We start from the raw sequence: 23,156 nt of genomic DNA, 5'->3' as shown, positions 1-23,156 counted from the left end.
AGATTGTGGTACAGCCTTGTTCAATGCCGCCAAAGTCGGGCTATTTTCGACCGAATGCGCAGACCGCTCCTCGGATGCTCGGATGTGCAAGCGAAGTCGTGTCAAAGCCGGGAAGCTCCAGCTGCCGGCGGTCCGGACTCGGAAGGCAGGACATCTGGTTGTGAAAGGCCCACGGAAGCGACCGCAGCCGAAACCGCGGCGGAGGGCTTGCTGCTTACGGGCAGGACGCACCATCGATGCAGGACAGGCTGAGTCCCTCTTGGCATGGTGCGCCCCGGCCGAGGGCGCACGCCTGCTCAGCCCGCGGTGTGGCGGCGCTGTTCGCGCCGGTGCCGGACCAGCGCCATGGCGCGGTAAACGCCATGCACGAACTTGCTGTAGGGCATGGTCAGGAACAGGGCCATCACGACGCCAAGATGCAGGGCAAGCAGCACACCCATTGCCGGGGTCTGGCGCAGTGCGACAAGCAGAAGCCCGGTCAGGCCCGTGGCGAAGAGCATGGAAATAAAGGCGAAATCCATGTCATGCCGCGTCCGGTCGGTCAGGTCGGGAAGCCTGCGCAGCTTGGCCCGCAGCAGGCCGACCGGCCCCGCCACCAGCCCCAGCCCCCCGAGCGTGCCCAGCACCACCGGCAGATCCCACCACGGATAGGGCGCCTCGCGTCCCAGCAGGTAGTGATAGAGCGTCGCGACCGAGGTCGCCGCGAAACACAGCAGGAAGCCGTAAAAGGTCAGGTGGTGCCAGAGTTTGCGGTCGTCATCCGGCGCCTCGTCCGCGTTCATGCAGCCCTCGCCGCCGCCGCCCAGATAACGCAGCGTGGCCGCATCGTGGCCCGCCCCCGCGATGTCGATGGGGCCGGTGGGGTAGTCCGGATCCCGGCCTTCGGTCGCGATCCAGAAGCTTCGCGCGCTCATGACGATGGCGACACACATGAACAGGAAGGCCGTGCCGAACAGGGCCACCATGACGTTATGCGGCATCAGGGCGTAGAAGTTTTCCGGCGACAGATGGGCCGAAAACACCAGATCGGGGCCGTTGATCGCGAACATCCCCAGCAGGAACAGCGTCACGGTCAGCGCTGTCGCCACGGCGATCTTGAACCCGTTGCGGCGGAACATCGGCTGCAGCGCGCGGGGCCAGGCGTGGTGGCCGTAGCTGTCATTGCGCACCTGCGCCAGAACCAGCGGAACATTGACGTTGAATTCATGCGGCGGCGAGAACTGGCAGTCGTGATAACACGCGCCGCAATTGTGGCAGAGATTGGCGAGATATTCGAGATCCGCATCCGCGAAGGAACGCCGCTCTTCCATGGCCGGGAAGACCGCGCAAAGCCCCTCGCAGTAGCGGCACGAATTGCAGACCGTCATCAGGCGCTCGGCCTCGGCGAGCGCGTCTGTCCTATGTTCCATGCTGCGCGGCCCCCTGCCCCGCGAGGCGTCCGAAGACGCTGCCAATTGTCATGCCGATCCCGGCTGCGTAGCCTTGGCCCAGAACATTGCCCGCCATGATCTCGCCTGCGGCGAACATGTTGGAACTGGGCGTGCCATCGGCGCACAGGATGCGCGCCTGCTCGTCCACGCGGACGCCAAGATAGGTGAAGGTGATGCCGGGCTTGACCGGATAGGCGTAGAAGGGCGCGGTTTCGATCCGCTGCGCCCAGTTGGTCTTTTCGATCTGCAGCCCTTCGGTCCGGTTGCCGTCGGGTTCGGCATGGGTGAAGGGCCTGCCCCCCACGACATGCCGGTTGAACTCCGTGATCGTCGCCTCGAACGCCTCGGGATCAAGGTCAAGCTTGCCCGCCAGCTCGCGCAGCGTGTCCGCCATCACCGGCGGGAACAGCGAGGGCATGAAGCGGGTCAGGTTGGGCGCATCGAAGACGATATAGGCGGTCTGGTCGGTCTGGTCCGCGACAAGCCGCCCCCAGATGGCGTAACGCTTGGGCCAGATGTCCTCGCCCTCGTCGTAGAAGCGGCGGCATTCCTTGTTGAGCACGATGCCAAACACCACGCAGTCGAGCCGGGTGATGATGCCGCCGTCGTATTGCGGCGCGCGCGCATCGATGGCGACGGCATGGCACTGCGTCGGATCGCCGATCTGCTGCATCCCCGCCGCGATCAGCATCCGCGTGACCGTGCCGCGGTTATAGGGCGTGCCGCGGATCAGGAAATTCCCGGCGCGTTCGCCCCAGCCCTCCTTGAGCCAGTCGAGATCGGCCTGAAACCCGCCGCAGGCGGCGACAAAGGCGGGCGCCGCGATGCGATGCTCCTGCCCGTCATGCCGCACCGTGGCAGCCCGGAACGTGCCGTCTGCGATGTCGAGCGCCACGATCTCGGCGTCATACACCACCTCTACCCCCAGAGCTTCGGCGGTGCGGTAGAGCGCGTTGAGCATGGACCGGCCCCCGCCAAGGAAGAAGGAGTTGGTCCGCCCGAGGCTGAGCGTGCCGCCCAGCGAAGGCTGGAACCGCACGCCCTGTTCCTGAATCCAGTCGAGCATCGATTTCGACTCGCGGATCATGTGGCGGGCCAGCGCCTCGTCGGTATTGCCGCTGGTGACCCGCAGCAGATCGTCGAAGAATTCCTCTTCGGGATAGGGTCCGGTCAGGGTGCCGGTGGCGCTGTCATGGGCGCAGCGCATGTTGCGGGTGTGGCGGGTGTTGCCGCCGCGATAGAATTTCGGCGCGGCTTCGACCACCAGCACCCGGCGCCCGGCGCGACGGGCGGCGATGGCGGCGCAGAGCGCCGCATTGCCGCCGCCCGCCACCAGCACCTCGGGGGTTCTTTCGCTCAGGCTCATGCCGCGCTCCCGTTCGGAAGCAGCAGCACCCGGCCCCGCGCGCGGCGCTCCAGCAGATCGTCCAGCGCGGTGGCGAAGTCTTCAAGCGGATAGGTCTTGCGCGGGCCGGGCAGGATGCGCCCCTCGGCGGCCAGCGTGAGGATCTCGCGGAAGGCGGCATCCAGAATGTCGGGGCGGCGCTTGCGGTAATCGCTGACCTGAAGACCGCTGACCTCGATGTTCTTGAGCATCAGGTAATTGGCCTTGATCGTCGGGATCCGTCCGGCGGCAAAGCCCACCACCACGACGCGCCCCCGCCACGCGACCGCCCGCAGGGCGGCATCAAAGATGTCGCCCCCCAGCGGGTCGATCACCACATCCGCGCCCTTGCCCCCGGTCTGGGCATGGACCTGCGCGCGCAGGCTGTCGCGCAGGTTTTCCTGCGACAGATCAATGATGCCATCGGCGCCGTAGCGCATCACCTCTTCGGCGCGGTCGGGCGAGGACACGGCGGCCAGCACCCTGCCGCCCTTGATCTTGGCCAGCTGCATCGCCGCATTGCCCACGGCGCCGGTGGCGCCCAGCACCAGCACGGTCTCGCCGGGCTGCATGCGGCCCTGTTCGAAGAGCGCCGTCCATGCCGTGTCAAACGCCAGCGACAGCACGCCCGCGTCTTCGCTGCTGACACTGTCGGGCAGCACATAGGAATCCGCCGCAGGCACCAGAGCCGCCTGCGCGTAGCCGCCATGCTCGGCCATGCCAAGCACGCGCTGACCGGTCTTGAACCCCTCGACCCCGGCGCCAAGCGCAAGGATCTTCCCCGCCGGACCCTTGCCCGGGGTGAACGGACGCTGCGGCAGGAACTGATAGCTGCCGCCAAAGACGAGGCTGTCGACAAAATTGACCGGCGCCGCCTCGACCTCGATCAGAAGCTGCCCCGGACCCGGTTCGGGCATGGGCAGATCCTGAAGGCTTGCCTTGGAGGGCGGTCCGAATTCTTCGATCACGACAGCTTTCATGGTCTCTCCTCGGGAATGGCGAAGGTGGTGCGGGACAAGGCGACAAGCTTGTCGGCGGCAAAGATCTCGACATCGACCCGGGCCAGCGACCGGCCCAGCCTGCGCAGACTGCCCACGGCGCGCAGGTCGACCCCCGGCGCGGGCCGCAGATAATCCACGCCCAGCGTGACCGTGGGCACCGACCGGCCCACGGCACATGCCGCCGCGGCATGGCCGGTCAGGTCGCAGAGCGTGGCGATGATGCCGCCATGCACAAAAACCGGCTCAACCCCTCCGGCAAATTCCGGGCGGAACGGCAGACGCACCTCCACCTCGGAGCCATCGGCGCGCACCGCCTCCGGCCCCAGCCAGCGATGCAGTGGCGGGCGGCGCATTTCCTCTTGGAGCCGGGCCAGATAATCGGGCATCAGGCGGGGGTCTTGAACCGGATGGGCTGCGGCGTGAGCCTGCCCGCCTCGATATGGGGCAGCAGCGCCCGCTTGAGCATCTTGCCCGAGGCGGAGAGCGGAATTTCGTCCACCTCCAGAAAATACTCCGGCATGTCATATTTGGACAGGCCCATCTCGTCGAGATGATGCAGCAGGCTCTGCGGGTCGATGGGCGTGCTGCTGCGCGGCATCACCACAAGACAGACCTTTTCGCCAAGACGCTCGTCCTTCACCCCCACGGCGGCGGCGCGCGCCACCTCCGGATGCCGCATGGCCAGCGCCTCGATCCGCGCCGGGTGGATGTTGTGCCCGCCCCGGATGATGATTTCCTTGAGGCGCCCGGTAAGGGTCAGGTAGCCTTCGGCATCCATCCGCCCCAGATCGCCGGTCATGAACCAGCCATCGCGGTTGAAGGCCTTTTCGGTCGCGGCCTGATCGTCGAAATACCCCATCATCAGGCTTGCGCCCCGGCCACCGATATGGCCGACCTCGCCCACGCCAAGCGGACGGTCGGGATCGGCGGGGTCGAAGATCCTGATCTCGTAGCCCGGGCAGGCGCGCCCGCTCGTGCCGGTGATGCGCTCTGCCGGGTCATTGGGCAGGGTGTAGTGATGCGAACAGGCTTCGGTCATGCCATAGCCGCTTTGTGCCTTGATGCCATGCGCCGACAGCCGTTCGACCACCCATGAGGGCGCGGCGGCGCCGGAAATGCGGAAGCCCTGCAGCCCGGCAAGCGGGCTCTGCCCGGCCTCGGCGGCCTTGTCGAGTTCCTGCAGCAGATCCATGGCATGGGCGGGCACGCCAAAGAGAAAGGTCGCGCCCAGATCTTCCAGACGGGTCAGCAGGCTGGCGCCGCGCGGCATGTCATGCACCACCAGTTCGCCCCCCGCCAGCAGCGTCAGGATCAGCGCCCCGAAGCCAAGGTTATGGCTCAGCGGTCCCATCGTGTAGGTCACCGTCTCGGGTCCGATGTTCCAGTCCGCCGCGATGGCGCGGGCATTGGCCAGCAGCGTGTTGGACGAATGCATGACGCCCTTGGGCTCGCCCGTCGTGCCGGAGGTGAAGGCAAGATAGACGATGTCGCAGCCGTGGCTTTTGACCGGATCGCCTGCGGCAGAGCCAAGCGCCTTGGCCAGATCGGCAACGCTGCGGGGCTGCGGCGCGTCCAGCACCACGGTCAGTTTCAGGTCGGTGACGGCGGCGGCGGTCTGCGTCACGTCCTCGCGCTCGGCATCGGCGCCAAAGCCCGTCTCCACGACCAGCGCCTTGGCACGCATCCGCTCGACCAGCCCGGTGATCTCGGCCACCGTATGATTGCGGTGCAGCGAAGGGCAGAGCACATAGCCTTGGCGCGCGCAGGCCAGAAGCAGGACCGCAAGTTCGCAGCGGCTCGACATCCACGCGGCAACGCGGTCGCCCGGACGCAGGCCCGCCTCTGCAAGCCGCGCGGCAAAGCCATCGGCCAGCGCCACCAGATCGCCATAAGCCAGCGCCAGCCCCGCGTCGCGGATCGCGATGCGGTCCGGCGTCCGGGTGGCGGAAGCCTTGGCGCAGTCGTAGATGGTGTCCTCCGACCAGAACCCGGCCTCGGTATAGGTGGCGACCATCTCGGGGGTCAGCCGCGTGAGCATATTCTGGGAAGCCCGGGTCATCAGTTCCTCTCTAACCATGGCTGTCGGGCGGCTCTGGGGCCGCCACGGGCCATGCAACGTCTTTTTCATGGGCCCGGCGCCGCGCGAATGGCGGTCAGGCGTTCCATTTTTGGTATTATACTCTTTTCTGGGTTTCAATAATAAAATAATCGAGGGGTCACGAACCAAAATTGAAACATCTCAGGTGCTCAATCATGCAGCTTTCAGAAGACCACATCCTGCCCGCCCCCAGAGACGACGTCTGGGCGGCCCTTCACGACCCCGACGTGCTGCGGGACTGCATCCCCGGCTGCACCGAGCTTGTGGCCGAAGGCGACGACACGCTCCACGCCAGCGTCACCACCAAGATCGGGCCGGTGAAGGCCACCTTCAAAGGCACCGTCAGCTTCAGCGAAGAGCGGCCCCCGGAAAGTTTCGTGCTGGGCGGCGAGGGCAAGGGCGGCGTCGCAGGGTTCGCCAAGGGGCAGGCGCATATCTTTCTTGACGAGCATCCCGCCGGAACGCTGCTGCGTTACGAGGTCGAGGTGAAGCTGGGGGGCAAGCTGGCCCAGCTTGGATCCCGGCTGATCGCCTCCACCTCGCGCAAGCTGTCGGCGCAGTTCTTCGAAAGCTTCGCCGCGCGCTTTCAGCAGCAGGACCGCTGATCAGCGGTCCCGCAGCGTCTCAAGCTGCCGCGCGGCATCCAGCAGAAGCGCGTCCTCGTTGGGGCGCGCCACCAGCTGGACCGAGAGCGGCAGCCCCGACGGCGCATGACCAAAGGGCACGGCAATTGCAGGACAGCGCAGCGTGCTCCACAGCTCCTGCAGCCGGGGGTCGCCGGTCCAGCCCAGCCCCTCGGGCGCGACATCCGGCACCACCGGCGTCAGCAGCACATCCGCCTCCCCGAAAAGCGCGTCAAGCGAGGCACGGGCCGCGTCCAGCGCCCGGCGGGATTGCAGGTAAGTTTCCCCGTCAAGAGCCTCGCCGCGCGCCATGACCTCGCGGGTCTCGGGCCGGACACGGTCCAGATCTCCGGCGTAACAGGCGGTGTTTCCGCTGCGTTCAAAGGCATTGACGACAACCCGGTGCTGGGTCAGTTCGGCAAAACCCGGGGCCAGCGGCAGGTCGATGACCCTGCCACCGGCCTGCAGCACCACCTGCTCTGCCCGGTCGAAGGCCTTGGCGCAGGCGGCCGAAACCGTGTCCCACAGATGCGTCCGGTAGAGCCCGATCACCGGCAGCGCCCCCGGAAGCGACGGCGCCCGCAGCCGCATCATCGCCGCATGCACCCAAGCCAGATCATCGGCACTGCGGGCAATGGCGCCGACAGTGTCGAAGGACTGGGCGGCGGGAAGCATGCCCGACACGGGCCATGCGCCAAAGGTCGGCTTGAACCCCGCGACACCGCAGAAGGCGGCGGGGCGCAGCATCGATCCGCCGGTCTGGGTGCCAAGCGCAAACACCGCCATGCCCGCCGCCACGGCAGCGCCCGATCCGCTTGACGACCCTCCCGGGCTGCGCGCCGGATCCAGCGGGTTGACCGTAGCGGCGGGCGCGGTGCCCGCAAATTCGGCGGTCGCGGTCTTGCCCAGCACGATGGCGCCCTGCTGCTTCAGCATGGCGACGCAGCCCGCGTCAAACGGCGGCACATGGCCGTGATAAAGCGCGCTGCCCTGTTCGCAGGGCATGCCCGCCACATCCAGCACGTCCTTCACGCCAAAGGGAATGCCGGACAGAATCCCCTGGCCCGGATCCTGTGCCGCCCGCCGCGCCTCGTCAAAATCCACATGCACATAGGCGCGGATGTCACCGTCGCGGCGCGCGATCCGGTCCAGATGCGCCTCGACCAGCGCCTCCGCCGTCACCTGTCCCGCATCCAGAGCGCCGCGCAGCGCGGCGATGCCGCTGTTGAGCCAGTCCATCCATGCCTCCATACCGTTTGTGGGCAAAATCCCACTTTTTTAACAGATCGGCAAGGCGCCCGCGCCACAAGACTTTTTCGTTGCCCCAGGACATGATCAATGCTTCCGCTTCAGAAACTGGAACGAGGAACCATATGACGCTCCGATATGATGAAATCGGCCAAAGGCTGCGGGCATTTCGACTCGGCTCGGGGATGAGCGCCGATGAAGTGGCCAGCCGCATCGGCATCTCGCGGACGGCGGTCTATCGCTTCGAAAAGGGCGAGGTGGTCAAGATCGAGACGCTGATCGGGCTTGCGGAACTGCTCGACGTGTCGCTTCCGACGCTTCTGGGGGTGGAGATCGAATACATCTCCTCTGCCGTCACCTATTTCGAACGCCTGCGCCAGCTAGAGACCGAGGCGAACCAGATCATCGTGCTGGCGGGGCCGATCTCTTACCTGCTGGCCTCGGATGACTTCCACGAATCCCTCGAACGGCTGCTGAAGGAAAGCGTGCCGGAGAGCGCGGACCACCGCGACCAGACGCTGGTGGACATCGAGCGGATCATCGAGATCCTCAAGGAACGCAAGGCCAATTACCTTGCGCGGCGCCCCACCATCGTCAATCTGATGTCCGCGCATGACATCGTGCGCCTGCTGCGGTCCGGCTTTGTCGGCCAGCCCTTCGTGCCGCCGGATGACCTGACCGAACGCCGCGCCCGCGCGCGTCGCGAGGTGCAGCATTTCATCGACCTGATCGAAGGCGAACCCATCGGGATTCAGGTCGGCCTTGTCACCGGCACCCTGCCGCACAGCTCTTTCCAGATCTTCCGCAAGGGCGACGTAAAGACCCTGTCCATCAGCCCCTTCCGTCTTGGCGAGCAGCCCAACGTGCGGCTTGGCGTGGCGATGATCACCAATACCGACGAGGCCATCGCCCTGCACGAGCGCACCATCGACCAGATGTGGCGCGAGGCGCTGAAGGGCCGCGAGGCGGCGGCCTATCTGCGCAAGCTGCTTGAAACGGTCGACCGCGAGAACGGCCTGATCCCCTGATCCCCCTCCCATCGTGACCCCGCCCCGCCCGTCCGCTTGTTAAACAGGCAGGCGGGCGCGGAGCGTGCAATTCTCATTTTGAATTTAGTTCCAATTTTGGAATTTCTCTTGCGGTTGGGTTCATTTTTAGGTCACGCTCGAGTCAGGACGTCAACGTCGTCCACGACCGGCCATGCCAACCTGCCGGTCACACTCAACAAGCTGAACAGGGTAGGACCATGAATATTCTTAAATTTTCAGCGGCAGCGAGCCTTGCTCTCGGGGTAGCGCTTCCCGCTCAGGCCCAGACCATCAACGAGTCGGTCTGCGGCGCAAGCCCCGGCGGCCTCTGGTCTCTGGTGGGCACCGGGCTTGATGCTGCGGTCAAGGCAGAAGCCCCCGGCTCGACCATCACCTATCAGACGTCTTCGGGCGGTCTTGCCAATGTGGTGCAGGTCCAGTCCGGCGCCTGCGCGCTTGGCATGGCCAATGACGGCGACCTTGCATTCGCCGCCGCAGGCACCGAACCGTTCAATGAACCCGTCGAGGGCCTGACCGCCTTGGCCGTGCTCTATGACTGGGCGCCGGTCTGGTGGATTGCCCGCGCCGATTTCGCCGAGGAATACGGGCTGGAAAGCCTTGCCGATCTCGCCGAGAAGAAGCCGCCGGTGCGTCTTGTCTTCAACCGCAAGGGCCTGCTGACCTCGGCCATCACCGAAGAGACGCTGACAGCGCTTGGCGTCAGCATCGAGGATATCGAGGACTGGGGCGGGTCGGTCCAGTTTCAGGCCTCCGGCGAGCAGACCACGCTGATGCGGGATGGCCGCGTCGACATGCTGGCCAACACGCTGTTCGAGGGGCACAGCTCGCTGACCCAGATGTCGGAAGCCACGCCGCTCAAGCTGCTGTCGGTGCCCGACGATGCCGCAGAGGCGGTGATTGAAAAGTTCTCGCTCAAGCCGTGGACGATCCCGGCGGAGGCCAACCCCGGCGAGGGCGGCGACGTTCAGACGGTGACCACCTCGATCATCCTTTTCTCCACCGAGGATCTGGACGAGGAAGCCGCCTATACGGTGACCAAGGCGATGCTCGATCATCCCGATGCGATGGCCGCCGTGTCCGCCGCGATGGCGCGGTTCACCCCCGAAGGCATGAAAGACCAGAGCGTGGTTCCGTTCCACCCGGGCGCCATCCGCGCGTATAAAGAAGCTGGCCTGATGTAAGCTCCGCGCGGGGCTGGTCCACCGGCCCCGCCGATCTGCCCCTCCTGCCCCCGGATGCAAGGCGACAGAATGACCCTCCAGTCCCCTCCCCCCTCCTTTGCGCAGCGTGCCATCGACGCGACGCTTGGAACCGGCCCGCGCCGGCGCCTCGACGGGCCGCTCGGCCTCGTGACCAAAAGCTTTGCCGTGCTCACTGCGGCCTTCACGATCTATGCGGCAACGATGTCGTCCTGGGACGTGCTGGCCCGGACCATCATCTTTCTGTCGATGATGCTGACGCTGCTTTTCCTGCTGGTGGGCGCGACGCCCGCGGCGCGCACCGACCGTCCGAGCCTGCTTGATTTCATCCTGTCGGGCCTCAGCCTTGCCTGCCTGATCTTCTTCTCGGTCGAAATGGATGCCATCGCCCAGCGGATCACCCTCTTTGATCCGCTGCCGCTCAGCTACTGGATCTTCGGCTATGGCATCCTGCTGCTCTCGCTCGAGGCGGCGCGGCGCACGGTCGGCATGGGCCTGACCGGCATCGTGCTGATCTTCATGGCCTATAACCTGTGGGGCCATCATTTTGACGGTCCGCTGCGGCATGGCTATATCAGCTTCGCCCATTTCCTCGACATCACCGTCTTCACCACGGACGGCATCTTTGGCGCACCGGTGCAGGTGACCGCGACCTATGCTTTCCTGTTCGTGCTTTTCGGCACGCTGCTGGAAAAGGCCGGAGGCGGGCAGTTCTTCTTCGGTCTCGCCGCCGCGCTGACCGGCAGATATAACGGCGGGCCCGCCAAGGTCGCCGTCGTTTCCTCGGGGCTTTTCGGGATGCTGTCGGGCAGCCCCACCGCCGATGTGGTGACGACCGGCTCGGTGACGATCCCGGTGATGCAGAAGCTCGGCTATTCGCCGCGCCTCGCTGGCGCCATCGAGGTCGCCGCCAGCACCGGCGGGTCGATCCTGCCGCCGGTGATGGGCGCCGCCGTCTTCATCATGGCGGAATTTACCGGCATCTCCTATCTCGAGATCGTCTTTGCCGCGCTCATCTCTGCCATTCTTTATTATATCTCCGTCTTCCTGCAGGTGGACCTGCGGTCGCGCCGTCTGGGGGTGGGCAATCTCGATCCTGATGACCTGCCCCGCGCGGGCAAGGTGCTGCGCGACGGCTGGCCCTTCATCGTGCCGCTGGTGGTGCTGACCGGCGCGCTGGTGATGCATTTCAGCCCGACCTATGTGGCGCTTTACGGCACCGTCGCCCTGCTTGGCACATGGGTGTTCCGCTGGAAAAGCTTCTCACTCAAGGCTCTGATCGACGGCATCGCACAGACCACGATGAGCATGGTGGCCGTGACCGGCGCCTGTGCCGCAGCGGGCATGGTCATCGGCGGCATCACCATGACCGGCCTTGCCGGCAAGGTGTCCGAACTGCTGGTGCTGATCGCCGGATCGAACGACCTGCTGACGCTGGTAATTGCCGCAGGCATGACGATCCTGCTGGGCATGGGCATGCCCACGCCTGCCGCCTATGCGCTGGCCGCCGCCCTTGTTGCCCCCACACTGGTCAGCGATTACGGCTATTCGCTGCTGCAGGCGCATCTGTTCCTGCTCTACTTCGCCGTGCTCTCTGCCATGACCCCGCCGGTTGCGGTGGCCGCCTATGCCGCCGCCGCCATCGCCGATGCCAATCCCATCGGCATCGCCGCCACGGCCTGCAAGCTGGCGGTCGCCGCCTTCGTGCTGCCCTTCACCTTCATGTATGCCCCCGGCGTCATCCTTCAGGGCAGCGTGCCGGAGATCTTTTTCGACGCGCTGCGCGCGCTGGTCGCCGTGCTGGCGCTGGCAATCGCCGCCGAAGGCTTCTGGCGCAGCCGTCTTGGCACCCCGACAAGGGCCGCGCTGGCCATCGGGGCCCTGCTGCTGATCTCGTCCAACCTTGTCGCGCTGGCGCTCGGCGCCGGGCTCGTCGCCTTTGGCGTCTGGACCCTGCGCAGCCCGCGCGCATCCCTCACCGAACTTCGCAAAGACCACTGACCGTGCAAGACCACTCCCTTCCCCGCCTGCCACAGGATCACAATCACCCGCCGCGCCGCTCGGCCTATATCGGGCGCGCCGTCACCCGGCTGGAGGACCGCCCGCTGGTGCTGGGCGCCGGTCGGTTCGTGGGCGACATGGATGTGCCGCATCAGCTTTGGGCGCGCGTCGTGCGGTCGGCCCATGCGGTGGGCCGGATCGCCGGAATCGACACCTCTGCGGCGCGCGCCATGCCCGGCGTCGCCGCGGTCTGGACCGCAGAGGATCTGGGCAACCTGCCGCATATCCCCTTCCGCGCCACCAAGATCGAAGGGCTTGATCCCTACACCCAGCCCTGCCTTGCCAAGGACCGGGTGCGCTATGTCGGCGAGCCGGTGGCCATCGTCTTTGCCGAAGATCCCTATCTGGCCGAGGACGCCGCCGAGGCGGTCTTTGCCGAAATCGACGAGGATATGGCCCCGATCCTTGACGCGCGCGCCGAGCCGGGGGAGTTTGCGCCCGGCCACAGCAGCGCGCCGCTGACCCTGACCAAGGGCTATGGCGACGTGGATGCGGCCTTTGCCGGGGCCGCGCATGTGGTGGAGCTGGATCTGGCCATCGGTCGGCATTCCGGCATCCCCATGGAAACGCGCGGCGCGCTGGCCGCGTGGGATCATGGCCGCGAACGGCTGGACCTTTGGGGTGCGACCAAGCGCCCGCACTGGAACCGCGACCGGCTGGCCGAAATGTTCGGCCTGTCGCCGTCGCAGGTGGCGCTGCATGAACCGCATGTCGGCGGCGGCTTTGGCATCCGGGGCGAGCTTTATCCCGAGGACATTCTGGTCTGCCTTGCCGCCATGCGGCTCGGTCGTCCGGTGAAATGGGTGGAGGACCGGCGCGAACACATGATGGCCGCCAACCAGTCGCGCGAACAGCAGCACCTGATCCGCGCGGCGGTGGATGCCGAGGGGCGGCTTCTGGCCATCGACGAAACGCTGCACCACGATCAGGGCGCCTATGTGCGCACCCATGGCGCGCGCGTGGCCGACATGAGCATCGGCCTGCTGCTGGGCCCCTACCGCGTGCCCGCCTATGCGGCCCGCGCCCATTTCCGGCTGACCGCCAAGACCCCCGCCGCCACCTATCGCGCCCCCTCGCGGTTCGAAAGCACCTTCGTGCGCGAGCGGCTGATGGATGCCATCGCCACCAGAACCGGCCTCGACCCGCTGGATCTGCGCCGCCGCAACTTCATCGCCTCGTCGGAAATGCCCTTTGACCGGCACATGACGGCGCTGGAATCCGACGTGATCCTCGACAGCGGCGATTACGAAGGCCTGCTGGGCAAGGCCGCCGAGTTCTGCGGGCTGGATGCGCTGCGCGCGGAGGCGGCCGAACGCCGCGCCAAAGGCGAATGCGTGGGCGTGGGGCTGGGCTATTTTGTCGAGAAAAGCGGCCTTGGTCCGTCTGAACTGGTGCGCCTGACGGTGCATCCTGACGGCGGCATTGAAATCGTCACCGGCGCCGCCTCACTGGGTCAGGGCATGGAAACCGCAGTCGCCCAGATCGCTGCGGATACGCTTGGCGCCGACTATCAGGCCTGCCGCGTGATCCATGGCGACACGGACCGCATCTCTCATGGCTGGGGCGCGCATGCGAGCCGCGTCACCGTGATGACCGGCGAGGCCACCCGCCGCGCCGCCGAAACCGTGCGCGCCAAGGCCTGCGAGATGGCGGCAAGCCTGCTGGACTGCACGCCGGACGCGATCAACATCGACGGGGGCATCGCCACCTGCCGCACCAGCGACGCCAGCGTGACGCTGGCCGAAATCGCGGCGGCGCTTGATCCGGTGTCACCGAAACGCGGCGACCGCGATCCGGGCCTTGCCGCCGAGGCGTGGTATCACAACAAGCACATGAATTACCCCTATGGCGCGCATGTGGCGCTGGTCATCATCGACAGAGACACCGGGCATGTCCGGCTCGACCGCTACTGGATCACCTATGACGTGGGCCGCGCCATCAATCCGGCCATGATCGAAGGCCAGATCGTCGGCGGTCTGGCGCAGGGTCTGGGCGGGGCGCTGCTGGAAGAATTCCGGTTTGACGATCAGGGCCAGCCGCTGTCGGTCACCTTCGCCGATTACCTCATGCCGACCTCGGCAGAGATGCCCGACTGCCGGGTGCAGATCCTGCAGGACGCGCCCTCGCCGCTCAATCCGCTGGGGATCAAGGGCTCGGGCGAGGCCGGTGTGACCGGCGCTGGCGCCGCCATCGCCTGCGCCATCGACGACGCGCTGCAGCGTCCGGGGCTTGTCACCCGTCTGCCGGTGACGCCGCAATACCTCAGGGCCCGCATCGCCGAGTACGATGCCGCGAGGGCTGGAGACGCCATATGACCCAGTCCAATGCCCCGCTTGTCGGGCAGTCCGTTCCCCGGCGCGAGGACCGCGCGCTTGTGTCGGGCAAGGGCCGCTTTCTTGACGACATCGCCAGCCCCGGCGGGCTGCATGCCGCCTTCCTGCGCAGCCCCTATGCCCATGCCCGCATCGGCACCGCCGATCTGGAGGAGGTGCGCGCCATGCCCGGCGTGGTCGCGGTCTATACCGCGCGGGATCTTGCCGCCCTGCTGCCCGGCGGGCAGCGGCTGGTCACGGGGCTGCCCTCTTCCTCCATCGCCTTCGCGCTGGACCGACCCATCCTGCCGGAGCACGAGACGGTCTATGTGGGAGAAGCGCTGGCCATGGTCGTGGCGGAAACCCGCGCCGAGGCCGAGGACGCGGCCGAGATGATCGACCTTGATCTTGACCCGCTGGAGCCGGTGGCCGATCTGGAAAACGCCGCGCGCCATGACGCACCAAAGGCGCATGCGCATCTGCCGCATAACCGGCTGGCCCGTTTCGGGTTCAGTTACGGCGACATCGCCGCCGCCTTTGACGGCGCCCCGCATGTGATGTCCCGCCGCTTCCGCATCGACCGCGGCGGCGCGCATTCCATGGAAGGCCGTGGCGTGCTGGCCGCGCCGGATGCCATGACCGGGCGGCTGTCGGTCTGGTCTTCGACCCAGACACCCCATGCGCTCAAACGGCATATCTGCACGCTGCTCGCCCGCGATGACGCGGAGGTCGAGGTGACCGCCCCCGATCTTGGCGGCGCTTTCGGCCCGAAGCTTGTCACCTATCCCGAAGAAATCGCCGTCGCGGCGGCGGCGCAGGCGCTGGGGCGCCCGGTGCGCTGGGTCGAGGACCGGCGCGAGCATTTTCTAGCCGCCTGTCAGGAGCGCGAGCAGCTCTGGACGGTCGAGATGGCGCTGGAGGCGGATGGCCGCATCCGGGGGCTGCGCGGCACCTTGCTGCACGACCATGGCGCGTGGACGGCGCGGGGGCTGAACGTGCCCTATGCCTCGGGGATGATGCTGCCGCTGATGTACGAGGTTCCGGCCTATGATCTGGACATCATCGTGACCGTGACCAACAAGACCCCCGTCACGCCGGTGCGCGGCGCGGGCCAGCCGCAGGCGACCTATGTGATGGAACGGCTGCTGGATGCGGGCGCGCGCGCCTGCGGGATCGACCGGGCCGAAATCCGCCGCCGCAACCTCGTGACCCCCGACCGGATGCCCTGCGAACGCCCGCTCAAGCTGCGGTCCGGCGAGCCGGTCATCCTCGACAGCGGTGACTATCCCCGCACGCAGGCCACCGCGCTGGAGGGGATCGGCTGGCACGGGTTCGAGGACCGCCGCCGGGAGGCCCGCGCCAGGGGCAAGCGGCTTGGCCTCGGCCTTGCGAATTATGTCGAAGGCACGGGCCGCGGACCCTACGAAACGGTCACGATCCGCGTCGCCCGTGACGGGCGGATCAAGGTCAATACCGGCGCCGCCGCCATGGGACAGGGGGTTGGCACGGCGCTGGCGCAGATCGTTGCCGAACATCTTGGCCGCGATCCCTCGACCATCGACCTGACGCTGGGCGACACGCGCGAACCCTATGGCTTCGGGGGGTTCAACAGCCGCCAGACCGTTGTCGCGGGCGCCTCCGCCGATGCGGCCGCACGGGTGGTGCGCAGAAAGGTGCTGCAGGTCGCGGCACATCTGCTGCAGATGCCGGAGGAGAATCTGGACATCGCGGCGGACCTGGTGATCGTGGCAGGCAGCAACAGCGGCGAGGGGCTTTCCCTTGCCGAGATCGCCGCCGCATCCGAAGGTCTGCCGGGCTACCGGCTGCCGGGGATCGACACGCCCGGGCTGCAGGCCACCGAACGCGTGCTGATCGAAGGCATGGCCTTCGCGAATGGCTGTCTTGCCGCCGAGGTCGAGGTGGACGAGGCAACCGGCGCGGTGCATGTGGCGCGGCTTTTCCTTGCCCATGACTGCGGCCGGATGGTCAACCCGCAGATGGTCGATGGCCAGATCCTTGGCGGTCTGGCGCATGGGCTGGGCAACGCGCTTTATGAAAAGATGTGCTTTGACGATCAGGCGCAGCCGCTGACCGCAAGCCTTGCCGACTATCTGCTGGTGACCAGCGCCGAAATGCCGGTCATCGAGATCGCCCATACCGAAAGCCCGAGCCCGCTCAATGCTCTGGGGGTCAAGGGCGTGGGCGAGAGCGGGGTGATCCCCACGGCGGCGGCCATCGCCTCGGCGGTGGAGCATGCGCTGGAGGATCTGGGCATCGAAATTTCCGAAGCGCCGATCAGCGTGCAGGCGCTGCACGCCGCCATCCGCGCGGCCAGACCGGGAGGCCCCGAATGACCCTCACCCGCCCCGATGCCCTGCTGGAGCAGATCGTCACCGCGACACGCATCCTTGTCCATGAAGGCGTGATGGATGTCTTCGGCCATGTCGCCCTGCGGGATCCCACCGACCCGGGCGTCTTCTGGCTGGGCCGCGCCGGCGCCCCCGCGCGCCTGACCGCCGCCGACCTGCTGCCCTTCGACCTTGACGGCGCGCCGCTGGAGGCAACCGATGCCCCGCTTTTTTCCGAGCGGTTCATCCATGCCGCCGTGTTCCGGGCCGATGCCCGCGCGCAGGCCAGCTGCCACCACCACGCCGCCCCGCTCCTGCCCTATTGCATGGGGGGCCGCCCGCTGGTCGCGCTGAGCCAGACCGGAGCATGGATGGGGGCCGAGGTACCGCTCTGGGACAGCCGCAAGAGCTTTGGCGACACCAACATGCTGGTCACGACCATGGAGCAGGCCGCAGACCTTGCTGGCGCGCTTGGCCCCGGACGCATCGTGCTGCTGCGCGGCCATGGCGTGCTGGTGACGGGCACCAGCGCCGAGGATGTCGTGTTCCGCTGCATCCACGCCTGCCGCGAGGCCGAAACCCTGACCACGGCGCTGTCGCTTGGTCCCGTCACCCCGCTGTCGCCGGGCGAGATCGCGCTGGCAGGAACGCCCGCGCCTGCGGCGCTGCGGCGCGGCTGGGACCACTGGACCGCCCGACTTCCCCGTGAAACCGATACAGAAGGCAAAGGAGCGCAGCGATGAAACCCGCGCCGTTCACCTATTACCGGCCCACAAGCCTTGAGGATGCCGCGCAGCGCCTGCGCGATGGCGCCGATGACGGCGCGCTGATCCTTGCGGGCGGGCAGAGCCTTGTGCCCATGATGGCGCTCAGGGTTGCCTATGCCACCGAACTCATCGACCTGAACGCCCTTGACGGTCTGGACAGGCCGCGCGTCGAGGGCGACAGCCTTGTCATCCCCACGCTGACCCGGCATGCCACCTTTCACGATGCGCGGGCCGCCCCGGCGCCGCTGGGGGATCTGCTGGCCTGCGTCGCCGCGCATATCGCCCATTACCCGATCCGCCAGCGCGGCACCTTCGGCGGCTCGCTCAGCCACGCCGATCCTTCTTCGGAATGGTGCCTCGTGACCGCGACGCTGGACGGCACGGTCTGCCTGCTTTCGGCGGATGGCCCGCGCGAGGTCGCCGCCCGGGACTGGAGCGACGGCCCGATGAGCACCACCCGCGACCCGGACGAGATCCTGACCGAGGTGCGCCTGCCGCTGCCCGAGGCGTCCGCAAGCTGGGGCTTTTACGAATTCAACAGGCGGGCCGGAGATTTTGCGCTTGGCATGGCGCTCTGCGTGATCGACCTGCAGGATGACAGGATCACCGCCGCCCGCATCGGCATCGGCGGGATCGAAGACCATCCCCGGCGGCTGCCGGAGGCCGAGGCGGCGCTGATCGGCAGGGCTTTTGACGCGGCGGCCATGGCCGCCGCCGCCGAAGCCGCCATGCGCGCCGTCGATCCGATGGAAGATGCCACCACCTCCGCCGAATACCGCAGGGATCTGACCGGCACCGTCATCACCCGCGCGCTTGAGGCCGCCCGCCTGCGGACCCTCGCGCTGGCAGACCCCGCATGAGGACCACACCCATGTCAGACAAGACCACGATCACCCTTACCGTCAACGGCGTCCCCCGCACCATCGCCTGCGTGCCGCGCAAGACGCTGGCCGACGCGCTGCGCGAGGACTGCCGCCTGACCGGCACCCATGTCGGCTGCGAACATGGGGTCTGCGGCGCCTGCACCGTCATGGTTAACGGCGCGCCGGTCCGTTCCTGCCTGATGTTTGCGGTTCAGGCCGAGGGCGCAGAGGTGCGCACCGTCGAGGGGCTTGCCCCCGAGGGCGGGCTGTCGGTGCTGCAGCAGGCCTTCATCGACCATCACGCGCTGCAATGCGGCTTCTGCACGCCGGGTTTCCTCATGCTCATCACCGGCGCGCTGCAGAAGGATCCGGACATGAGCGACGAGGAACTGACCGAGGTGCTGTCCTCCAACCTGTGCCGCTGCACCGGCTATCGCAACATCGTCCGCGCGGCGCTGGCCGCGGCCCCCGCCATCCGCGCCTCGGTCCGGGAGACCGCCGCATGAGCCTGATCCGCCTCAAGCATCACGACCGCTACGCCTACAGCCCCCTGCCGGAGCGCCCCGATTTTTCATGGCCCGGCGGCAAGCGCCTGTCGGTGGCGATTTGCAACAACATCGAGATCTTCAGCTTTCGCGACGGGCTCGGCAGCGATTCCGCGCAGGTGGGCGCGCCGCAGACCAGCCGCAACTACGCATGGCGCGATTACGGCAACCGGGTCGGGCAGTGGTATCTGTTCGACCTGCTGGACGAGATGGGCCTGCCCGCCTCGCATAACTTCAACTCGCTGCTTTTCGACCATTGCCCCGCGATCGCCGACCGGATGATCGCGCGCGGCGACGAGTTCATCGGCCATGGCCGCAGCAATGCCGAACGGCAGGACCTGCTGCCGCCCGAGGAGGAGGAGGCGCTGATCCGCGAAGCCTATGACGCGATCACCTCCTATACCGGCACGGCGCCCGCAGGCTGGCTTGGCCCCTATCTGGCGCAGACCGACATCACGCTGGATCTGCTGCGCGAGGTGGGCTTCAGCTACGTGCTTGACTGGCCAGCGGATGACCAGCCGTTCTGGATGCGCACCCGCAGCGCGCCGATCCTGTCCGTGCCCTATTCCATCGAGCTGAACGACAGCCCGGTGATGGCTTTCCGGCAGGAAGGTCCGGCCAGTTTCGAACGGATGATGGTCGACCAGTTCGACGAGATGCTGCTGCAAAGCGCCAAATACCCGCTGTGCTACACCATCGTGCTGCATCCTTTCGTGATCGGTCATCCCTATCGCCTCCGGGCGCTGCGGCGGGCGCTGGCGCATATCCTGCAGCATCGCGACGACATCTGGATCACCACCCCCGGTGGTGTCGCCCGCCATTACGCCGGTCTTTTCCCCGCAGGTGACGCATGACGCGCCGGATCTGGGAGGATTTCATCACCGAACGGGATGGCAAGGTCTTTGCCGCGGCTGGCTATGGCGTGCGCGGCACCCTGCCCGCACGTCCGGCGCTGCTGCTGGTGGGCTTCAACCGGGGCAATCTGGCCGCCATCCCGTCTGCCACAGCGGCGCTTGCCGCAGTGCAGCCGCTGGTGGCGGCGGCGCGGGCGCAGGGCCTGCCGGTGATCCACGCCACCGGCGCCACCCGCGCCGATGGCTGGGACCGACCACAGGAAGACGGACGCCCTGCCGGGGCCGATCCGCTGAACGACACCGATTTCGCCGAGGCGCTTTCCCCCGCCCCCACCGACATCGTGATCCGCAGGCAGGCGCCGTCGGCCTTTTTCGACAGCGATCTGATGAGTTTTCTCAACCTGCTGGGCGTGGATGGCCTTGTGGTCGCCGGGGGCGCCAGCGCGGGCGCCCTGCGCGCCACGGTCATCGACGCCTTCAGCCTGAACCTGCGCGTCGCCATCGCCGAAGATGCGTGTTTCGACGCATGGGAGGCCAGTCACGCCATGGCGCTCTGCGATCTGCACGCCAAATATGCCGACCCCCTGCCCGCCGCCGATCTGGCCGACTGGATCGCCACCCTGCCCGCCGCCATGTTCGCCCTGCCGAAAGGCTGTGCGGACCGGCGACCGGACCTGATGCCCGGGAGCCGCCGATGATCTGGGAAGAGTACCTGTCCGCCGCCGACAAGGACCGCCTTGCGCAGACCGGCCTGACCGGCCCCGAAGGTCTGGGCAGCCGGCCCGCGCTGGTGGTCATCGACGTCTCTTGGGGATTTGCCGGGGACCAGCCGGGCGAAGACATCCTTGACAGCATCCGGCGCTGGCCGAACTCCTGCGGCGCCGAAAGCTGGCAGGCCATCGACCGGATCGCGGCCCTTTGCATGGCGGCGCGGGCGCGGGATGTGCCGGTGCTTTACAGCACCGGTCGTGCCCGGGGCGACGCGTGGGATCTGGGCAGCTGGGGCTGGAAGAACTCGCGCACCGCCGAACAGGTGCCCGCCACGCCGCAGGATCGCGACGCGAACGAGATCGTGACCCCGCTTCTGCCCGAGACCCGCGACATCATGGTCTACAAGCGCAAGCCTTCGGCCTTTTTCGGGGCGCCCACGGCGACCCATCTGCGCCGCCTTGGCTGCGACAGCGTGCTGCTGACCGGCACCACGACCTCTGGCTGCGTGCGGGCCAGCGCGGTGGATGCCTATAGCCATGGGTTCAGGGTGGCGGCCATCGCGGACGGCTGTTTTGACCGCGCGCAGGCCAGCCACGCCATCGCGCTTTTCGACATCGCCATGCGCTATGGCGCGGTGATCGACAGCGACGCGGCGCTGGATCATCTGGACAGCCTCACCACACCTGCGGCCCGCGCGCTGCCGCGCTGATCCAGGGGCCATCGCGACACGGAAAAACTGCGCCCCTCGGGGCGCAGTTTTTTGTCGTGCCGAAGGCGCCTGCCCGCGCTAGCGCGCGAGCGAGGGCAGGAAGGTGACCAGCGGCGGGAAAACGGCCATGATCAGCATGCCGATGATGAAGATCCCGACGAAGGGCCAGGCCGACCGGAAAATCGCCGTCATCGGCTCGTCCGGTGCCGCGCCCTGCAGCGCAAAAAGCACGTAGCCGAAGGGGGGCGTGATGCCGCCCACGGTGATGTTCACCAGAAAGATCAGCCAGAACCACAGCGGATCGAAGCCGTAATGCGCCACCAGCGGCGAATAGATCGGCACCACGATCAGCATCAGCGCCGTCTGGTCGATGAACATGCACATGATGAAGGGAAAGGCCATCAGCACCAGCAGCATCGCCCAGCCCGGCAGGTCCATCGCGCTGATCATCGCCGTCATGGCCGAGATGCCGCCGCTCATGGCCAGAAGCTGGCTGAACATCTTCGACGAGGCCATGATGAGCAGGATCATCGCCGAGATCTTGGTCGCCGACAGCACCGAATCCCGCAACACGGTGAAACTGAGCCGCTCATAGATCATCGTGGTGACCAGCGCGCCAAGAACGCCGGTGGCCGCTGCTTCGGACGGCGTGGCGATGCCCGCCATGATGAAGCCCATGATCGACCCCACGATAAGCGTAAATGGCGCCAGCGCCAGCAGCGCCTTCGGCACCGCGCCGCTGCCCCGCTCCGGGGGCAGATCCTCGCCATCTGTGTCCAGCGACGGGTCAAGCCGGATGCGGATCAGGATATAGATCACAAAAAGCGCGGCCATCATCAGCCCGGGCACGATGCCGCCCACAAGCATGTCACCGATGGAAACCCCCGCCAGCGTTCCGACGATGATCGCCAGCAGCGAGGGCGGAATGATCGGCGCCAGCGACGCGCCCGAGACGATGGCGCCCATGGCCAGCGAAGACGAGCCGCCCCGCGCCCTGATCCCCGGCAGCACCGTCTTGCCCAGCATGGCCGCGACCCCCATCGCCGCGCCAGAAAGCGCGCCGAACACGGTCGACAGCACCACGGCCAGCACGAACTGGCGCCCGCGGACCCGGCCCACCAGAACCTCAATGGAGGAAAACATCACCGACAGCGCCCTGCCACGGAACAGCAGCTCTCCGAGCAGGATGAACAGCGGAATGGCGGTCAGCGAGCCGGTGGTGGCGGTGTCGTAGATCGAATTGGCCAGAAGCGTGAAGCCGTTGACGCCAAGCAGCAGGAAGGTGCCCGCGACATTGACGATGAGGAAGGTGACAAAGATCGGAAGGCCGGTGCCAAAAAGCAGCAGCAGCGCGCCGGTCAGCACAAAAACCGCCGTGATGCCGGTGATCATCGTGCGGCCTCCGTGATGGCGGCATCCAGCCGCAGGACCTGAGCCAGCAGGACAAGTCCGGAGACGACAAAGCCAAAGGTGATGGGCGCGGCCACGATCCATTTCGGGATCGCGATCAGCGACATGGTGTCGATGCCGCGCGAGAAGTTGTAGATGGTCTGTTCAAGCGCCAGCCAGCCCACCAGCAGGCAGACCGCCGCCGAAATCAGCAGCCCGAGCCGGGCGGCGAGCGCCTCGCTCCGTGCGGGCAGCTTGCCCTTGAAGACGGTGACAGAGACATGCGCACCCTCGCGGGTCAGCTGCGGCATGGCCAGAAAAACCGCCCCGCACAGGAAGTATTTCACGAAATCGCTTGCCCAAGAGGTCGGCGCGTTCAGCAGATACCGCATGAAGACCTCGATGGAATAGCTGACGAGGATCCCCGTCACGCAAAGCGCCCCGGCCCAGGCCCCCAGCCCGACCACGAGGTCAAGAAGGCGCCATGCCCGGGACGGCGGGGGCGCTTGGGGTTCGGTCGTCATCTTGAAACGCCTCCTTGGCGTGGTTGGCGCACAGCCGGAAC

Annotated in this window: 20 protein-coding genes; 12 read left to right on the top strand and 8 right to left on the bottom strand. The window is 67.0% G+C overall.

What is annotated here, in order from left to right; all coding sequences use genetic code 11:
• Window positions 1–296: 296 nt before the first annotated feature.
• Genes tcuB through BLR51_RS10075 form a run of 5 tightly spaced genes read right to left on the bottom strand, consistent with a single transcriptional unit; the run spans window position 297 to window position 5,874 of the window.
• On the bottom strand, window positions 297–1,409 hold the full coding sequence (gene tcuB / locus BLR51_RS10095) for a tricarballylate utilization 4Fe-4S protein TcuB (RefSeq protein ID WP_089846478.1): 1,113 nt from the start codon (window positions 1,407–1,409) through the stop codon (window positions 297–299).
• A complete protein-coding gene (tcuA, locus tag BLR51_RS10090) occupies window positions 1,399–2,796 on the bottom strand; it encodes an FAD-dependent tricarballylate dehydrogenase TcuA (RefSeq protein WP_089846475.1) in 1,398 nt (465 codons plus the stop codon). The genes tcuB and tcuA overlap by 11 nt, the downstream gene beginning before the upstream one ends.
• Window positions 2,793–3,794, bottom strand: a complete 1,002-nt coding sequence (locus BLR51_RS10085; protein WP_089846471.1) for an NADPH:quinone oxidoreductase family protein — start codon at window positions 3,792–3,794, stop codon at window positions 2,793–2,795. Before BLR51_RS10085 ends, tcuA begins: the two co-directional genes overlap by 4 nt.
• Window positions 3,791–4,201 carry a PaaI family thioesterase gene (locus tag BLR51_RS10080; RefSeq protein ID WP_089846469.1) on the bottom strand — a complete coding sequence of 137 codons (411 nt, stop codon included), beginning with the start codon at window positions 4,199–4,201 and terminating at the stop codon, window positions 3,791–3,793. The genes BLR51_RS10085 and BLR51_RS10080 overlap by 4 nt, the downstream gene beginning before the upstream one ends.
• Window positions 4,201–5,874 (bottom strand): class I adenylate-forming enzyme family protein, encoded by a 1,674-nt coding sequence (locus BLR51_RS10075; protein ID WP_207543607.1) that lies wholly within the window; start codon window positions 5,872–5,874, stop codon window positions 4,201–4,203. The genes BLR51_RS10080 and BLR51_RS10075 overlap by 1 nt, the downstream gene beginning before the upstream one ends.
• Window positions 5,875–6,068: 194 nt before the next feature.
• Between BLR51_RS10075 and BLR51_RS10070 the strand changes: the two genes are divergently transcribed.
• Entirely contained in the window at window positions 6,069–6,518 is a 450-nt protein-coding gene (locus tag BLR51_RS10070; RefSeq protein ID WP_089846467.1) for an SRPBCC family protein, read from the top strand.
• On the opposite strand, the gene BLR51_RS10065 is transcribed toward BLR51_RS10070, so the two are convergent.
• Window positions 6,519–7,775 (bottom strand): amidase, encoded by a 1,257-nt coding sequence (locus BLR51_RS10065; RefSeq protein ID WP_165616787.1) that lies wholly within the window; start codon window positions 7,773–7,775, stop codon window positions 6,519–6,521.
• A gap of 92 nt (window positions 7,776–7,867) precedes the next feature.
• On the opposite strand from BLR51_RS10065, the gene BLR51_RS10060 reads away from it, so the two are divergent.
• The 11 genes from BLR51_RS10060 to BLR51_RS10010 all read left to right on the top strand — a co-directional run bounded on the left by BLR51_RS10060 (window position 7,868) and on the right by BLR51_RS10010 (window position 21,202).
• Window positions 7,868–8,812, top strand: coding sequence for a helix-turn-helix domain-containing protein (locus BLR51_RS10060; protein ID WP_311135836.1), 945 nt, complete (start codon window positions 7,868–7,870; stop codon window positions 8,810–8,812).
• A gap of 218 nt (window positions 8,813–9,030) precedes the next feature.
• A complete protein-coding gene (locus tag BLR51_RS10055; RefSeq protein WP_089846462.1) occupies window positions 9,031–10,014 on the top strand; it encodes a TAXI family TRAP transporter solute-binding subunit in 984 nt (327 codons plus the stop codon).
• 69 nt (window positions 10,015–10,083) lie between these two features.
• Complete coding sequence (locus BLR51_RS10050; protein WP_242656701.1) at window positions 10,084–12,033, top strand: TRAP transporter permease; 1,950 nt, start codon at window positions 10,084–10,086, stop codon at window positions 12,031–12,033.
• A 2-nt stretch (window positions 12,034–12,035) separates the two neighbouring features.
• Window positions 12,036–14,408: a xanthine dehydrogenase family protein molybdopterin-binding subunit gene (locus tag BLR51_RS10045; protein WP_089846460.1), complete on the top strand. Its 2,373-nt coding sequence runs from the start codon at window positions 12,036–12,038 to the stop codon at window positions 14,406–14,408.
• Window positions 14,405–16,759, top strand: coding sequence for a xanthine dehydrogenase family protein molybdopterin-binding subunit (locus BLR51_RS10040; protein WP_089846458.1), 2,355 nt, complete (start codon window positions 14,405–14,407; stop codon window positions 16,757–16,759). Before BLR51_RS10045 ends, BLR51_RS10040 begins: the two co-directional genes overlap by 4 nt.
• A complete protein-coding gene (locus tag BLR51_RS10035) occupies window positions 16,756–17,496 on the top strand; it encodes a class II aldolase/adducin family protein (protein WP_089846456.1) in 741 nt (246 codons plus the stop codon). Before BLR51_RS10040 ends, BLR51_RS10035 begins: the two co-directional genes overlap by 4 nt.
• On the top strand, window positions 17,493–18,380 hold the full coding sequence (locus tag BLR51_RS10030; RefSeq protein WP_089846453.1) for an FAD binding domain-containing protein: 888 nt from the start codon (window positions 17,493–17,495) through the stop codon (window positions 18,378–18,380). Before BLR51_RS10035 ends, BLR51_RS10030 begins: the two co-directional genes overlap by 4 nt.
• 11 nt (window positions 18,381–18,391) lie before the next feature.
• Window positions 18,392–18,889: a (2Fe-2S)-binding protein gene (locus BLR51_RS10025; RefSeq protein ID WP_089846451.1), complete on the top strand. Its 498-nt coding sequence runs from the start codon at window positions 18,392–18,394 to the stop codon at window positions 18,887–18,889.
• A complete protein-coding gene (locus BLR51_RS10020; RefSeq protein WP_089846449.1) occupies window positions 18,886–19,782 on the top strand; it encodes a polysaccharide deacetylase family protein in 897 nt (298 codons plus the stop codon). The genes BLR51_RS10025 and BLR51_RS10020 overlap by 4 nt, the downstream gene beginning before the upstream one ends.
• A complete protein-coding gene (locus BLR51_RS10015) occupies window positions 19,779–20,480 on the top strand; it encodes a cysteine hydrolase family protein (protein WP_089846447.1) in 702 nt (233 codons plus the stop codon). Before BLR51_RS10020 ends, BLR51_RS10015 begins: the two co-directional genes overlap by 4 nt.
• The gene (locus tag BLR51_RS10010) at window positions 20,477–21,202 is read left to right on the top strand and encodes an isochorismatase family protein (RefSeq protein ID WP_165616786.1); all 726 of its coding nucleotides are present in this window, start codon (window positions 20,477–20,479) and stop codon (window positions 21,200–21,202) included. Before BLR51_RS10015 ends, BLR51_RS10010 begins: the two co-directional genes overlap by 4 nt.
• Before the next feature lie 78 nt (window positions 21,203–21,280).
• On the opposite strand, the gene BLR51_RS10005 is transcribed toward BLR51_RS10010, so the two are convergent.
• The gene (locus BLR51_RS10005) at window positions 21,281–22,594 is read right to left on the bottom strand and encodes a TRAP transporter large permease (RefSeq protein ID WP_089846443.1); all 1,314 of its coding nucleotides are present in this window, start codon (window positions 22,592–22,594) and stop codon (window positions 21,281–21,283) included.
• Window positions 22,591–23,115 (bottom strand): TRAP transporter small permease, encoded by a 525-nt coding sequence (locus BLR51_RS10000; protein WP_089846441.1) that lies wholly within the window; start codon window positions 23,113–23,115, stop codon window positions 22,591–22,593. Before BLR51_RS10000 ends, BLR51_RS10005 begins: the two co-directional genes overlap by 4 nt.
• Between the last annotated feature and the right edge of the window lie 41 nt (window positions 23,116–23,156).

Source organism: Salipiger marinus (assembly GCF_900100085.1).
Taxonomy (GTDB): Bacteria; Pseudomonadota; Alphaproteobacteria; order Rhodobacterales; family Rhodobacteraceae; genus Salipiger; species Salipiger marinus.
This window is presented reverse-complemented; position numbering and strand designations above follow the sequence as displayed.

Bases quoted from the DNA above. Each gene is read 5' to 3' on its own strand.
- BLR51_RS10065 (WP_165616787.1), bottom strand. From the start codon at position 7,775: ATGGACTGGCTCAACAGCGGCATCGCCGCGCTGCGCGGCGCTCTGGAT.
- BLR51_RS10035 (WP_089846456.1), top strand. From the start codon at position 16,756: ATGACCCTCACCCGCCCCGATGCCCTGCTGGAGCAGATCGTCACCGCG.
- BLR51_RS10050 (WP_242656701.1), top strand. From the start codon at position 10,084: ATGACCCTCCAGTCCCCTCCCCCCTCCTTTGCGCAGCGTGCCATCGAC.
- BLR51_RS10085 (WP_089846471.1), bottom strand. From the start codon at position 3,794: ATGAAAGCTGTCGTGATCGAAGAATTCGGACCGCCCTCCAAGGCAAGC.
- BLR51_RS10080 (WP_089846469.1), bottom strand. From the start codon at position 4,201: ATGCCCGATTATCTGGCCCGGCTCCAAGAGGAAATGCGCCGCCCGCCA.
- BLR51_RS10055 (WP_089846462.1), top strand. From the start codon at position 9,031: ATGAATATTCTTAAATTTTCAGCGGCAGCGAGCCTTGCTCTCGGGGTA.
- BLR51_RS10005 (WP_089846443.1), bottom strand. From the start codon at position 22,594: ATGATCACCGGCATCACGGCGGTTTTTGTGCTGACCGGCGCGCTGCTG.
- BLR51_RS10015 (WP_089846447.1), top strand. From the start codon at position 19,779: ATGACGCGCCGGATCTGGGAGGATTTCATCACCGAACGGGATGGCAAG.
- BLR51_RS10025 (WP_089846451.1), top strand. From the start codon at position 18,392: ATGTCAGACAAGACCACGATCACCCTTACCGTCAACGGCGTCCCCCGC.
- BLR51_RS10075 (WP_207543607.1), bottom strand. From the start codon at position 5,874: ATGACCCGGGCTTCCCAGAATATGCTCACGCGGCTGACCCCCGAGATG.
- BLR51_RS10060 (WP_311135836.1), top strand. From the start codon at position 7,868: ATGATCAATGCTTCCGCTTCAGAAACTGGAACGAGGAACCATATGACG.
- BLR51_RS10010 (WP_165616786.1), top strand. From the start codon at position 20,477: ATGATCTGGGAAGAGTACCTGTCCGCCGCCGACAAGGACCGCCTTGCG.
- BLR51_RS10020 (WP_089846449.1), top strand. From the start codon at position 18,886: ATGAGCCTGATCCGCCTCAAGCATCACGACCGCTACGCCTACAGCCCC.
- BLR51_RS10000 (WP_089846441.1), bottom strand. From the start codon at position 23,115: ATGACGACCGAACCCCAAGCGCCCCCGCCGTCCCGGGCATGGCGCCTT.
- tcuA (WP_089846475.1), bottom strand. From the start codon at position 2,796: ATGAGCCTGAGCGAAAGAACCCCCGAGGTGCTGGTGGCGGGCGGCGGC.
- BLR51_RS10030 (WP_089846453.1), top strand. From the start codon at position 17,493: ATGAAACCCGCGCCGTTCACCTATTACCGGCCCACAAGCCTTGAGGAT.
- tcuB (WP_089846478.1), bottom strand. From the start codon at position 1,409: ATGGAACATAGGACAGACGCGCTCGCCGAGGCCGAGCGCCTGATGACG.
- BLR51_RS10040 (WP_089846458.1), top strand. From the start codon at position 14,405: ATGACCCAGTCCAATGCCCCGCTTGTCGGGCAGTCCGTTCCCCGGCGC.
- BLR51_RS10070 (WP_089846467.1), top strand. From the start codon at position 6,069: ATGCAGCTTTCAGAAGACCACATCCTGCCCGCCCCCAGAGACGACGTC.